The sequence below is a fragment of the Apilactobacillus ozensis DSM 23829 = JCM 17196 genome (assembly GCF_001435995.1).
Lineage (GTDB): Bacteria > Bacillota > Bacilli > Lactobacillales > Lactobacillaceae > Apilactobacillus > Apilactobacillus ozensis.
Genome location: NZ_AYYQ01000005.1, coordinates 1 through 14,350, shown reverse-complemented (window position 1 = coordinate 14,350; position 14,350 = coordinate 1). Strand labels below are relative to the sequence as shown.

General features: G+C 33.0%; 11 protein-coding genes. All 11 read left to right on the top strand.

All coding sequences use genetic code 11. The features are described 5' to 3' along the window. Positions 1-18 precede the first annotated feature (18 nt). The 11 genes from mfd (at position 19) to lysS (ending at position 14,099) form a co-directional block, all read left to right on the top strand. Positions 19-3,543, top strand: coding sequence for a transcription-repair coupling factor (gene mfd / locus FD06_RS01775; RefSeq protein WP_056965729.1), 3,525 nt, complete (start codon positions 19-21; stop codon positions 3,541-3,543). Further along, positions 3,533-5,095: a putative polysaccharide biosynthesis protein gene (locus tag FD06_RS01770; protein ID WP_054658682.1), complete on the top strand. Its 1,563-nt coding sequence runs from the start codon at positions 3,533-3,535 to the stop codon at positions 5,093-5,095. Before mfd ends, FD06_RS01770 begins: the two co-directional genes overlap by 11 nt. A gap of 9 nt (positions 5,096-5,104) precedes the next feature. Further along, complete coding sequence (locus FD06_RS01765; protein ID WP_056965728.1) at positions 5,105-5,377, top strand: RNA-binding S4 domain-containing protein; 273 nt, start codon at positions 5,105-5,107, stop codon at positions 5,375-5,377. A 22-nt stretch (positions 5,378-5,399) separates the two neighbouring features. After that, positions 5,400-5,777 (top strand): FtsB family cell division protein, encoded by a 378-nt coding sequence (locus FD06_RS01760; RefSeq protein ID WP_056965727.1) that lies wholly within the window; start codon positions 5,400-5,402, stop codon positions 5,775-5,777. Between the two features lie 75 nt (positions 5,778-5,852). After that, the gene (locus tag FD06_RS01755; RefSeq protein ID WP_056965726.1) at positions 5,853-6,317 is read left to right on the top strand and encodes a S1 domain-containing RNA-binding protein; all 465 of its coding nucleotides are present in this window, start codon (positions 5,853-5,855) and stop codon (positions 6,315-6,317) included. Between the two features lie 68 nt (positions 6,318-6,385). Then, on the top strand, positions 6,386-7,789 hold the full coding sequence (tilS, locus tag FD06_RS01750) for a tRNA lysidine(34) synthetase TilS (protein ID WP_056965725.1): 1,404 nt from the start codon (positions 6,386-6,388) through the stop codon (positions 7,787-7,789). Continuing rightward, positions 7,782-8,324, top strand: coding sequence for a hypoxanthine phosphoribosyltransferase (gene hpt / locus FD06_RS01745; protein WP_054658690.1), 543 nt, complete (start codon positions 7,782-7,784; stop codon positions 8,322-8,324). The genes tilS and hpt overlap by 8 nt, the downstream gene beginning before the upstream one ends. A gap of 137 nt (positions 8,325-8,461) precedes the next feature. Next, positions 8,462-10,522: an ATP-dependent zinc metalloprotease FtsH gene (ftsH, locus tag FD06_RS01740; protein ID WP_056965724.1), complete on the top strand. Its 2,061-nt coding sequence runs from the start codon at positions 8,462-8,464 to the stop codon at positions 10,520-10,522. 65 nt (positions 10,523-10,587) lie between these two features. Beyond that, positions 10,588-11,493 (top strand): Hsp33 family molecular chaperone HslO, encoded by a 906-nt coding sequence (hslO, locus tag FD06_RS01735; protein ID WP_054658692.1) that lies wholly within the window; start codon positions 10,588-10,590, stop codon positions 11,491-11,493. 28 nt (positions 11,494-11,521) lie between these two features. Then, complete coding sequence (gene dusB / locus FD06_RS01730) at positions 11,522-12,517, top strand: tRNA dihydrouridine synthase DusB (RefSeq protein ID WP_054658694.1); 996 nt, start codon at positions 11,522-11,524, stop codon at positions 12,515-12,517. Positions 12,518-12,617: 100 nt separating this feature from the next. After that, a complete protein-coding gene (gene lysS / locus FD06_RS01725; protein ID WP_156403071.1) occupies positions 12,618-14,099 on the top strand; it encodes a lysine--tRNA ligase in 1,482 nt (493 codons plus the stop codon). Positions 14,100-14,350: the final 251 nt, after the last annotated feature.

Here is a 14,350-nt window from a genome sequence, read left to right as displayed (position 1 = left end):
TGAAAGGGAGCTTTTAATTTGAAACTGGGTCAATTTTTCACAGAATTAGCAGATTATAAAAAAATAAAAAGCGAACTAAAACCTGAACAGCGACAATTAGTTACTGGATTATCCGGTTCTGCTAAGACCATGTTTTTAGCTAATTTAATGCAGGATACTAAAAAACAAATGGTAGTAGTTACTGACACTTTGGCACATGCTAATGGCTTGTCGGAAGATTTAAGAAACTTATTACCGGAAAATGAAGTTTTTGAATTTCCAGTTGAAGAATTATTAGCCGCTGAAATTGCTACTAGTTCGCCTCAGTTTAAATTGCAACGAGTAGAGGCTTTGATGGCTTTACAAAGTAATAGGCCGGCAATCATAGTTACTTCTATATCAGGAACGAGGCGTTACTTACCCGCTGCAGAAGATTTTAAGAATGCTTGTCTTCATCTGAAAGTTGGTAGTGATTACGACATCACTAAACTACGTGGCGAATTATTTGACTTGGGATATATTCCACAAAAAATGGTTTCCGCACCCGGTGAATTTTCAATTAGAGGTTCTATTGTTGATATCTATCCACTCAATAGTGAATATCCAATCAGAATTGATTTTTTCGATACTGAAATTGACTCACTACGCTTTTTTGATGCTTCCAACCAGCGAAGTGTTGATAATTTGGATTCATTTTCAGTGATTCCAGCTAGTGATTTTATATTTAAAGATATTGAGAAAAAACGGGCTGCTAAAAATATTGAAACTGAGTTGTTAAATCAGTTAGATGATATGCAAGATGATAATTTATCCCATCAATTAAACAATAATATTCAGCCAATAATTAGTGACTTGAAAAAAGGCATTGTTAGTTCGCAAGCATTATTATTCTCTAAATATTTATTTTCCAAATCAGCTTCTATTTTTCAATACTTAGCAGATGGTGGATTAGTTGTTTTTGATGACTATAGTCGTTTACTAGATTCTAATCGTCAGCTAGTAGCTGATGAACAGAATTGGTTGAAAATGAAAATTGAAAATGCTGAAGTTTTACCTAATTTGAACCTAGGATGGGATTTTTTAAAACTATTTAAGCGTATAAAGCAAACAGAAATGTTATTATCAATGTTTCAAAAAGGCTTAGGACGCATGAAACTAGCTCAAATTGTTGATTTGAAAGTTAGACCCATGCAAAAGTTCTTTGGGCAAATGCCAATGTTAAAAACTGAAATTGACCGTTGGAAAAAGCAAAAAGACACAGTAGTTATAATGGTCAAGGATGTTGCTAGAATTGATAAGGTTAATAAAACATTAGAAGATTTTGAAATTAAAGCAGTCCAGACTAGCGCTGACAAAATCTTAGAACATACAGTTCAGATAATTCCTGAAAGTTTGAACAACGGTTTTGAAATTAAAGCCGCCCAACTGGCTATAATTACTGAGTCTGAAATGTTTGCTAAAGTTAACAAGCGAAAACCACGTCGACAAACCTTTTCAAATGCGGAACGCATAAAAAGCTATTCGGATTTAAAACAGGGCGATTATGTTGTACACGTTAACCATGGAATTGGACAATATAAGGGAATGCAAACCATGGAAGTTGATGGTAAGCACCAAGATTATATGACGATTGATTATCGTGATAATGCACAATTATTCATTCCAGTAACGCAATTGAACTTAATTCAAAAATATGTATCTTCAGAAGACCGACATCCACGTGTAAATAAACTTGGCGGTTCAGAATGGCAAAAAACTAAAAACAAAGTTCAAAGTAAAATTGAAGATATTGCAGATGACTTGATTGCGTTATATGCAAAAAGGTCTGCTGAAAAGGGTTTTGCCTTTCCTAAAGATGATGAATATCAGCAAAAGTTTGAAGACGAATTCCCATATCAAGAGACTCCTGATCAATTAAGAAGTGCTGAAGAAATTAAGCATGATATGGAGCAACCACATCCTATGGACAGATTATTGGTTGGGGATGTTGGATACGGAAAAACTGAAGTAGCTCTAAGAGCAGCTTTTAAAGCGGTTGAAGCAGGTAAACAAGTAGCCTTTTTGGTACCAACAACGGTTTTAGCGCATCAACATTATGAAACGATGTTAAATCGTTTTGAATCATTTCCGGTTAATATATCTGTCTTATCTAGGTTTAGAAGTCGTAAGCAAGTCAATGAAACTAAAAAGAGCCTTGAAGATGGTAGCATTGATATCGTTGTAGGAACGCATCGACTCTTATCTAAAGACATCAAATTTAATGACTTAGGATTATTAATGGTTGATGAAGAGCAACGTTTTGGAGTTAAGCATAAAGAAAAAATCAAACAGTTAAAAGATAATGTCGATGTTTTAACACTAACCGCAACACCAATTCCAAGAACTTTAAACATGTCAATGATGGGAGTACGTGACCTTTCAGTTATAGAAACCCCGCCAGCTAATCGTTATCCAATTCAAACTTACGTAATGGAAGAAAACGCTGGAGCAATTCGAGAAGGCATCACACGTGAGTTGCAACGAGGTGGGCAAGTTTTCTATATGCATAATCGAGTGAATGACATTGAAGAAACGGTTAGTCATTTACAAGCTTTGTTGCCTGATGCAAGAATTTCTTATATCCATGGTCAAATGACTGAAAATCAACTAGAAACGATTTTATACGATTTTATTAATGGTGAATATGATGTTTTGGTAACTACTACCATTATTGAAACCGGGGTTGATATTCCGAATGCCAACACATTATTTGTCGAAAATGCTGACCATATGGGATTATCACAGCTGTATCAAATTCGTGGTCGAATTGGTCGTTCTAATCGTTTAGCTTATGCTTACTTTATGTACAAACCCAATAAAGTTTTAACTGAAGTGTCTGAAAATAGATTGGAAGCTATTCGTGATTTTACAGAACTAGGTTCAGGGTTTAAAATTGCGATGCGTGATCTGTCATTGCGTGGAGCTGGTAATCTATTAGGTAAGCAACAATCTGGTTTTGTAGATTCAGTAGGATATGATTTATATACACAGATGTTGTCAGATGAAGTAGCTAAGAAACGTGGTAAAAAATTACCTTATAAAGTTAATTCAACCATTGAGCTTGGTATTGAAGCTTACTTACCATCAGATTATATTAGTGATGCTCAACAAAAAATTGAGTTATATAAGCGTATTCGTCAAATGGAAAATAATGATCAATATATGGAAGTTCAAGATGACTTAATTGATCGATTTGGTGAATATCCAACAGCAGTAAGTAATTTATTATCAATTGGGAAATTAAAAATGTTAGCTGATGTTGCGCTAATTGAACAAATAAAGCATCAAGGTAATAACATTATTATTAATTTTTCAAAAGCTGGTACCGATGCTTTAAATAATAAAACATTATTAAAATTTATTTCACAGACCAATTTTAGGTCGACAATTAGTGACCATAATAATAAAATACAAGTTAAACTTATTATCCAACCCAACAGTAGCTTAAAAGATTGGCTCAATGGGTTGGTTGAGTTGATAACTTTATTTGAACAGGAAATTGGTAAAACTAATAATGAAAAATAATCAAATGAACGTTTTAATGAAGGGAGCAATGCTATTAACCATTGCTTCCTTTATTTCAAAAATATTAAGTGCCTTTTATCGGGTACCATTTCAAAATATGGTCGGCAATATTGGCTTTTATGTTTATCAACAGGTATATCCAATTTATGGCATTGGTACAGCTTTAACCCTTAGTGGATTGCCCATTTTGATTTCTAGATTAATTGCTAGGCAGCAGGATGATAACGATAAAGTTGCTTTAAATATCCAAATTTTCAAAATATTAGCGATTTTAGGCATAATAGTATTTATTGTTTTAAATGCTTTTGCAAACGCAATAGCGATTGCAATGGGGGATGTGCGACTAGGTTCAGGTATAAAATCCATTAGTTGGATGTTTTTAGCGATGCCATTTTTATCTACTGGAAGAGGTTACTTTCAAGGAAAAATGGAAATGCATCCAACTGCATATTCACAAATTATTGAACAGGTCATTAGGGTTACAATTATTTTATTGGTCGCATACTTATATACTAAAGGTATTTTTGATCCATATACTATGAACCAATATGCTATGTTGTCAGTTATAATTGCAGCATTGTTTGCAATTGCAACGTTATTTTATTTTTATCGCAGAGAACAATTTATATCGTTAACTAAAAAGAAGGTTATTCCATATGCCAAATTAATTAAAATAATGATTCTAGAGGGTGGAGCAATCTGTTTAGCATCTTCAATTATGGTGTTAATGCAGTTAGTAGATTCATTTACGCTACGCAAAAATCTGATTGGCTTTGGAATGTCTACAATAGATTCGCAAATGGCTAAGGGGATTTATGACCGTGCTCAGCCCATGGTGCAATTAGGACTAGTTATAGGGATGGCATTTGCTTCGGCTTTATTACCAACGTTAGTTTTAAATAAGGATAATCCTAGAAATTTTCAGAAAATTTTAACTAGCGTGCTGCACATTAGCATGGTATTAACGTCAGCCGTTGCAGTAGGCATGTTTAGTTTAATGCCATTAATAAATACAGTTTTATTTGGTAATACCCAAGGTAGCTTTGTCATTGGAACTTATTGTCTAAGCATTATTTTTGCGACTTTAATTATAGTTTATAGTAGTGTTTTACAAAGCTTTGGTAATTTTAAATTAATAATGTTTTCTATTACTTTTGGAATTTTTGCCAAAATAATTATGACCAAATTAATGGTAGTAGAATTTGGTTTGATTGGTGGCAGTATTTCAACTTTAATTGCATTGATTTTAGCATTTTTGGTTAGCTGGTGTATGTCTGCTAGAAAACTTCATGCTAGTGTATTTGGTTTAGGTTATACTTTTAAGCTAATCTTGAATTTAATGATTATGTATATCTTTGAAATTTGTAGTTTAAAATTAATTAACTTATTTGTTAATATTAATTCACATCGCTTAATTTCAACGTCGATTTTAGCAGTATTAGTACCTCTAGGAGTGTTATTATATTTTATAACTACGATAAAGTTGAAACTTTTGACCAGTGAAGAATGTGCCACGATGCCATTTATAGGTAAATATTTAAAGAATAAATGAGGTGTTAATTTGAGACTAGATAAATTTTTAAAAACAGCTAGAATTATTAAAAGACGTACGATTGCTAAAGAGATATCCGACAAGGGTAGAATCTTAGTTAATGAAAGAATTGCAAAGTCTTCCACTGATGTTCACCCAGAAGATAAAATTGTTATCAAATTTGGTAATAAGACTTTAACCATTCAGGTACACGAAGTTTTAGAAACAACCAAAAAAGCAGATGCTTCTCGTATGTATAGCGTTTTAGATGAAAGTTATGAACATGACTATTCACAGATGTAAGATTTCAATGGAGGAATGAAAAATGAGTTCTAATAAAATTAGCCATTTAAATAATGCTTATACTAGAAATAAAAAAATTCGCAGCGCCGGTTTAATGAAAGCTCGTAAAAAACGCGCAATTATCATAATTTCATTCTTTCTAATTGTTTTTACTTTGTTTATAGTGCAAATTATTCACACTAAAATGCAAACTCAGAAATTAATTAATCAAGAAAAAAAGCAAACACAATTATTAAATCAGCAAAAAGCTGAAAGAAGCAACTTACGTTTGAAAGTAAAACAGTTGTATAATAATGATTACTTGGAGCAACTTATTCGTGAGCGATATTACTACACCAAAAAAGGTGAAACAGTATATAGCTTGCCTGGAGATGTTTCTAAGGATGTTACACAAAATTAATTATTTATATACAATAATTAATTATTAAGTGATATACTAAAATTACTTATTTTTATAGGAGGATATTCTTTATTTATGGCTATTGAAGTGGGAACAAAAGTTTCCGGTAAGGTTTCTGGAATTACTAATTTTGGTGCATTTGTTGATTTAGGTGATCATAAGACTGGACTAGTTCACATTAGTGAAATTTCAGATGGATTTATCAAAGATATTCACGATGTTTTAAAAGTTGGTGATGAAGTGACTGTTAAAGTTATTTCAGTTGGTGATGATGGAAAGATTGCTCTTTCAATTAGAAAAGCAAAAGCTCCTTCTGAAAAGAAAGAATTTAACAAGGGTAATAGTGAAGGTCACCATCGCAGCAGTCATTTTAACAACCATTCTAAGGGAGAATATCGTCATAATAACGGTGGCGAACATAAGAAAAAAGACTTCGATGATTTAATGAATAGCTTTCTAAAAGAAAGTGAAAACAGATTAGCTACTATTAAAAAGAACACCGAAGGTAAACGTGGTGGTCGTGGTGGCCGTCGTAGTTAAAACCAAAAATGATTAGGGAATTTCCTTAATCATTTTTATTTTAACAATTTTTTGAAGAGGGTTTTGAATTGAATAAAAGCAGTCAAATTTTAAACGATTTTATCAATCAAATTAAAACAAATAGATATTGGAAATTGGGTGAGCCAGTTGTAGTGGCAGTTTCTACAGGTGTTGATTCAATGGTACTTTTGAACTTATTAACTAAATTGCCCAGTAGTTGCAAACCCCAAATAATTGTTGCACATGTAAACCATAAGTTAAGAGAGCAAAGTGAAGAGGAACAACTTTTTATTAAAAATTATTGTGCAAAACATAATTTAACCTTTGAATTATCAATTTGGGATAAGCAGCAACATCCTAAAGCTGGAATTGAAGCAGCTGGTAGAAAGTTTAGATATGAATTTTTTAGAAATGTTATGAAAAAATATAATTCTAAAGTGTTGATGACTGCCCACCATGCTAATGATCAAGCTGAAACGGTTTTGATGAAGTTGATACGAGGAAATTATATAGCTAGCTTGTCTGGAATTGATGTTGAAAGAAATTTTTATCAAGGCCACTTAGTTCGTCCACTTTTAAATTTTGATAAACCATCAATTAAGCAATTTGCTATAGATAACCAAATTACTTGGTTTGAGGATGCTACTAACAAGGATTTGGATGTCCAAAGAAATCGTTTTAGAAATGTTATATTACCACTTATGCAACAAGAAAATAAAAACGCGGTAGAACATATCGGACAGTTTACTAGTGAATTATCTGACTTGAAAAATACTAATGAATTTTTACTTAGACAAAATTTAAATATTATTTCGGATGATGAGGGCAATATAACTATTTCAAAATTTTTATTATATCCAAATTATGTACAAAAATCGTTGATTGCTTACCTAATTTTTTCAGTTAAAAAAATTAATGGTTTAAAACCTAAAATTGTGTCTGAAATTTTAAATTTATTGCATAATTCTCGAAAACCACAGGCTAAGATTAATTTAATTAATAATACTTACTTAGTTAAAAATTATAATGTGTTTAGAATTGAGTGTATTAGCGATAAAAATATTGATGAAGTATCTAAACCGTTTAAACTTTTAATTAATAAGTGGTATAAATCTGTAAACGGTTTTTCATTTGGAATTTTCGATGATAAATTTAAATTTGAAAATGTTGGTTCTATTGATAGACAATCCACTTTTTATTTGAGCGATAAACAATTGCCTTTAGTAGTGCGACAAACTAATAAAAATGATAAAATTACTTTAAAAAGTGGAGGCCATCAATCTGCTAAGCGAATTTTCATTAACAAAAAAATACTTAGTATTTTTCGAAAGCGTGCACAAACATTGCTAACTAGTGATGGAAAAGTTTTATCAATAATTGGATATAGTGAATCAACTATTTTAAATTATTCTGATAAACGTTATACTCTAGTAGTTAAAGGGATAAATTTGAAAGGGGAAGAACATGAATAACGATATTCTTAAGACACTTTATAGCGAAGAGGATATAAAACAAGCTTGTCAAAAGCTTGGTCAGCAAATTTCTGAAGATTACAAGGGGAAAACACCTATTGTTATCGGAGTTTTAAAAGGTGCTATTTTCTTTATGACTGACATTGTTCGTGAAATGGATATTTATACTAAATTAGATTTTATTGACGTTTCTAGTTACAATGGTGGCACTGAATCTTCTGGTTCCGTAAAATTAATTAAAGACATTGATGTTGACGTTAATGGTAAAGATGTTATTTTTATGGAAGATATTATTGATACAGGACGTACATTAAAGTACCTAAAAGAATTATTAGCCGACCGAGGTGCTAATTCTATCAAAGTATGTACCTTAATGGACAAACCAGAAGGTAGAGTTGTGGAAGTAAAAGCTGATTATGTTGGTTTTGAAGTTCCTAATGAATTTGTTGTTGGTTATGGTTTGGACTATGACGGTAAATATCGTAATCTTCCTTATGTTGGTGTATTAAAGCCAAAAATTTATTCAGACCAATAAAAATTAATTCAATTTCTTTGTTTTTGTTATGATATTGTATATCATAATATAACGTATCACTTTTATCGTGATATAATGATGATAATAAATTACGTGCTGATTTTTGCAATGTCAGCACTTTTTAGAGGAGGCAGTTAATGAATAATAAAGGGAAAGGAATATTCAGGAATAGTCTTTTCTATATTGTTTGTTTGCTAATTTTGATGGGAGTCTTTTTTGCCATTGGTGGTAGAAATAGTTCTGGTCAAAGTCAAGCAATTCAATCAAGCCAATTCGTTAATGATTTAAAGAATAACAAAGTTAAAAACTTTTCTGTTCAACCTTCGGGTGGCGTATATGAGGTTTCTGGACAATACAGAACTGAACAAAACGCTGAATCAAGTAAGAATTATGGCTTTTCCTTAGGTAATTCTAGAAGTACTACCAAAGTTTCTTCGTTTACTACTACTGTTTTGAAAAACAATAGTACTATTTCTGAAATTACCAATTATTCCAGAAAAAATAACATAAAAATGGGAGCTAAAGCAGCTGAAACTAACGGTTTTTGGGTAAATCTTTTAGTATCAGTTCTTCCCTTAGTACTTATTTTTGTATTCTTCTTTTACATGATGAGTCAAGCTGGCGGTCAAGGTGGTCAAGGTGGAATTATGAAGTTCTCCAAGAGCAAGGCCAAACCAACAACTAGTAAAGACAATAATGTAAGATTTTCAGATGTTGCAGGAGAAGAAGAAGAAAAGCAAGAATTAGTAGAAGTTGTTGAATTCTTGAAAAACCCTAAGAAGTTTTCCAAATTAGGTGCTAAAATTCCACATGGTGTTTTACTTGAGGGACCTCCTGGTACTGGTAAAACACTTCTAGCTAAAGCGGTTTCTGGTGAAGCAGGAGTACCATTTTACTCAATTTCCGGATCTGATTTCGTTGAAATGTTTGTCGGTGTTGGTGCTAGTCGAGTTAGAGATTTATTCGAACAAGCTAAAAAATCTGCCCCTGCAATTATTTTTATTGATGAAATTGATGCAGTAGGTAGAAAACGTGGTGCTGGAATGGGCGGTGGTCACGATGAACGTGAACAAACCCTAAACCAATTATTAGTTGACATGGATGGATTTAGTGGCAACGAAGGCGTAATTGTTATTGCGGCTACTAACCGTGCTGATGTTTTGGATCCAGCTTTAACTAGACCAGGTCGTTTTGACCGTAAAGTTTTAGTGGGACGTCCGGATGTACGTGGAAGAGAAGCAATCCTAAAAGTACATGCTAAGTCTAAACCATTAGCTGATAATGTTGATTTAAAGGAAATTGCTAAACAAACTCCTGGATTTGTTGGTGCTGATTTAGCTAACTTATTAAATGAAGCTGCATTGTTAGCTGCACGTAGAGACAAATCTGAAATTGGGCCAGATGAACTTGATGAAGCTGAAGATCGTGTAATTGCGGGCCCAGCTAAAAAGAGTCGAGTTGTTAATTCACAAGAACAAAAAACAGTTGCTTATCATGAAGCTGGTCATACCATTGTTGGACTAGTATTGAATGATGCTCGAGTAGTTCATAAAGTTACAATAGTTCCGCGTGGACGTGCTGGAGGTTACGCAATCATGCTACCTCGCGAAGACCAACAATTAATGTCTAAGAAAAATGCTATGGAACAAATTGCTGGTTTGATGGGTGGTAGAACTGCTGAAGAAATTATATTCAATTCAGAATCTTCAGGGGCATCTAACGATTTTGAACAAGCTACTAATTTAGCTAGAGCAATGGTTACTCAATATGGAATGAGTGAAAAAATTGGAACTGTTCAATTAGAAAGTCCTTCTCAAGATCCATATTCTGGAAGAAAATACTCGGAACGTACTGCTTCTGAAATTGATGAAGAAGTTCGTCGTATTATTAACGAAGCTCATGAAAATGCACGTGAAATTATTGAATCTCACCGTAAGCAACATGAACTAATCGCTAAGGCATTGCTTAAGTATGAAACTTTAGATGAAAAGCAAATATTGAGCTTGTATCACGATGGTAAAATGCCAGAAGATGATGATAAATCTGAATTTCCAAGTGAACATGCTGCAACATTTGAAGAATCTAAAGAACAATTAAAAGAACGTGAAGATTCAGAAGCTAAAGACATAAATTACAAAGCTCAAGAAAATTCTAGTTCTGACGTTCAAGATGAAAATAATAAATCCGATAAGGACTAAAGAAAAAACGTGGGCGAATCTTTCACTCACGTTTTTTTACGACTATAAACGAAAGAAGGATAATTATGAGTGATTATTTAACTAAAAGTGTAACTAATGATGGAATGTTTAGGGCGTATGCAATTACTGCTACAGATACAGTTCAAGAAGCTCAAAAAAGACATAAGACATGGCCAACTGCTTCAGCCGCATTAGGCAGAAGCCTTGTTGGTGGTGTGCTGTTAGCTTCATCAGTTTTAAAAGGTAAAGAAACTATGACTATCAAGATTAATGGTAATGGTCCCACTGGAATGATAGTTGTTGATGCTGATGCTAACGGTAATGTTAAAGGATATATGCACAATCCAAATGTCGATATACCATTAAATAAGCATCATAAACTAGATGTTGGTGGAGCGGTTGGCAAAAATGGTTTCATGCAGGTTATGAAGAGCTTAGGTGGCAATGAACCTTATACTAGTGAAGTTCAATTGGTATCCGGTGAAATAGGTGATGATTACACTTATTACTTAGCACAGTCTGAACAAATTCCTTCAGCAGTTGGGGTGTCAGTATACGTAAATGATGATAATAATATTGGAGCTGCTGGTGGATATTTAATTCAAGTTATGCCTGGTGCTTCAGATGATGCTATTGCTAAGCTTGAAAAACGTTTAAAATCATTACCAATGATTTCTGAACTAATTTTATCTAACCAAAAACCTGAAGATGTTTTAAAACTTATCTTTGGCGAAGACAATTTAAAAATATTGGATAACATGCCGGTTCAATTCAAATGTGATTGTAGTAAACAAAAATTTGCTAATAAAATTATTGGAATAGGTGCTAAAGAAATTGATGCAATGATTAAAGAAGATCATGGTGCCAAAGTAGTATGTAATTTCTGTCAAAATGTTTATGATTATAGCGAAGATGATTTGAAAGCAATGAAAGTCATCGCTGACTCTAAACGAAAAGTTGCAAAAGATTAAGAAAAATAAAATAGTGAGGTAAAATATTATGGAATGGAAAATAGGAGACGTTACAATCCCTAACCGTTTGGTAGTAGCACCTATGGCTGGTGTCACTAATCCGGCCTTTAGAATTATATGTAAAGAGTTTGGTGCAGGTTTAGTGGTTTGTGAAATGATTTCAGATCGCGGAATTATGTACAAGAATAAAAAGACTTTGGATATGATGTTCGTTGACCCTAAAGAACATCCGATGAGTATTCAGATTTTTGGTGGTACTAAAGAAACTTTGGTTGAAGCTGCTAAGTTCGTTGACCAAAAAACATCGGCTGACATTATTGATATCAATATGGGATGTCCGGTAAATAAGGTTGTTAAAACCGATGCTGGAGCTAAATGGTTATTAGATCCAGATAAAGTCTATGAAATGGTTTCATATGTGACCGATGCTGTTAAAAAACCAGTTACAGTTAAAATGCGCATTGGTTGGGACAGTGATCACATTTATGCTGTAAAGAATGCTTTAGCTGCAGAAAAAGCTGGAGCTTCGGCAATTGCTATGCACGGTCGTACTAGAAAACAAATGTACCAAGGTCATTCTGATTGGAATGTTTTAAAAGAAGTAGCAAGTAACTTAACAATTCCTTTTATGGGGAATGGGGATGTTGTTACGCCACAAGATGCCAAGACAATGCTAGAAGATGTTGGAGCGGATGCAGTTATGATTGGTAGGGCAGTTGAAGGGAATCCATGGATGCTTACACAAACTAAGCATTATTTAGAAACAGGTGAAATGTTGCCAGAACCTAGTGTAGAATCTAAGATAGCTACTGCTAAAGAGCATTTGCATCGTTTAGTTGGTGTTAAAGGTGAAAATGTTGGCCCAAGAGAATTTCGTGGACAAGCTGCATATTATCTTAAAGGAATATCTCACTCGGCTAGAACTAGAGCAGCCTTGAATAGCGCAGATACTGAACAAGCAATGATAGATATTTTTGATAAGTTTTTAGAAAAAAATCAAAAACGTATGGATAGAAATAATTAGTTAAAATTCTATTTTATGTTGTTAGTAATTTTTATGGTATGATTATTAATATAACAATTTAATAACTTATGGAGGTTTTAGTGTGGCACAAGAAAAGCAAATGAATGATCAACTCCGTGTCCGCCGTCAAAAGATGGACGAATTACGTGAAGAGGGAATTGATCCTTTTGGTCATCGTTTTGAACGTACTAATTTAGCACAACAACTACATGATAGTTATAACGATTTAACTAAAGAAAAATTAGAAGAATTAGATAAACACGTTAAAATTGCTGGTCGAATGGTTGCTAAACGTGGAAAAGGTAAAGTTGGATTTGCCGATATTCAAGATCGTTCTGGACGTATGCAAATTTACGTTAGAAAAGATGTTATTGGTGAAGAAAAATATCATATTTTCAAACGTTCAGATTTAGGTGACCATTTAGGTATTGAAGGCCAAGTTATTAAAACTGATATGGGAGAATTAACAGTTAAGGTAAGTTCTGTTACATTCCTTTCTAAAGCTTTACGTCCTTTACCAGATAAATTTCATGGTTTACAAAATAAAGAACAAAAATATCGTCAACGTTATTTAGATTTAATTTCTAATCGTGATAGTTTTGACCGTTTCCAAAAACGTAGCAAAATTATTTCAGCTATTAGAAACTTTTTAGATAATGAAATGGATTGTACTGAAGTAGAAACACCAGTATTGCATAACCAAGCTGGTGGTGCTAGTGCACGTCCGTTTATTACTCACCATAACGCTTTAGATATCGATTTATATTTAAGAATTGCACTTGAACTTCACTTAAAACGATTAATCGTAGGTGGAATGGAAAGAGTTTATGAAATTGGTCGAGTTTTTAGAAATGAAGGAATGGACACAGACCATAACCCTGAATTTACTGAATTAGAATCATATATTGCATACTTTGATTTCCATGATGTTATGGACGAAACTGAGGGCATCTTTAAAGCTGCTGCTAAAGTTGTTTCTGATGATGGTAAGATTACTTATCAAGGCAATGAAATTGACTTCAACAAACCATTCGAACGTCTTCACATGGTAGATGCTATCAAGCAATATACTGGTGTAGATTTTTGGAAAGAAATGAGTTTAGAAGAAGCCAGAAGTTTGGCTGATGAACACCATGTTAAATATGAAGAATACTGGAAAGTTGGCCACATTATAAATGCATTCTTTGAAGATCTTGTACAACCTAAGATTCAGAACCCAACATTTATTTATGGACATCCTTTAGAAATTTCACCATTAGCTAAGAAAAATGCTGATGACCCAAGATTTACTGATCGTTTCGAATTATATGTGTTGGGTATGGAATATGCTAATGCATTTACTGAGTTGAACGATCCAATTGATCAAAAAGCTAGGTTTGAAGCTCAAGCTGCCGAAAAAGCACAAGGTAATGATGAGGCTCAACCAATAGATAATGACTTTGTTGAGTCACTAGAATATGGTATGCCTCCAACAGGTGGTTTAGGAATTGGAATTGATCGTTTAGTTATGCTACTAACAGATGCACAATCCATTCGTGATGTTTTATTATTCCCAACTATGAGGCCTGAAGAAGATGAATAAATAAAAGAGGAAATTAATTTCAATTAATTTCCTTTTTTTGTTGACATTTTTTCAAATACACGGTATATTATTACTTGCGCTGTTAAATGTGCATATCACTTAAATATTTAAATGTTAAAAAAGTAAAAAAACTTATTGACATTAAGAAATATAAATGATATTATTAAATAGTTGTCGTTAAGGCGATGGCAAAAAAGATTAGATCTTTGAAAACTGAACAAGATTTTGATAATCGATGATGTGTAAGGAAC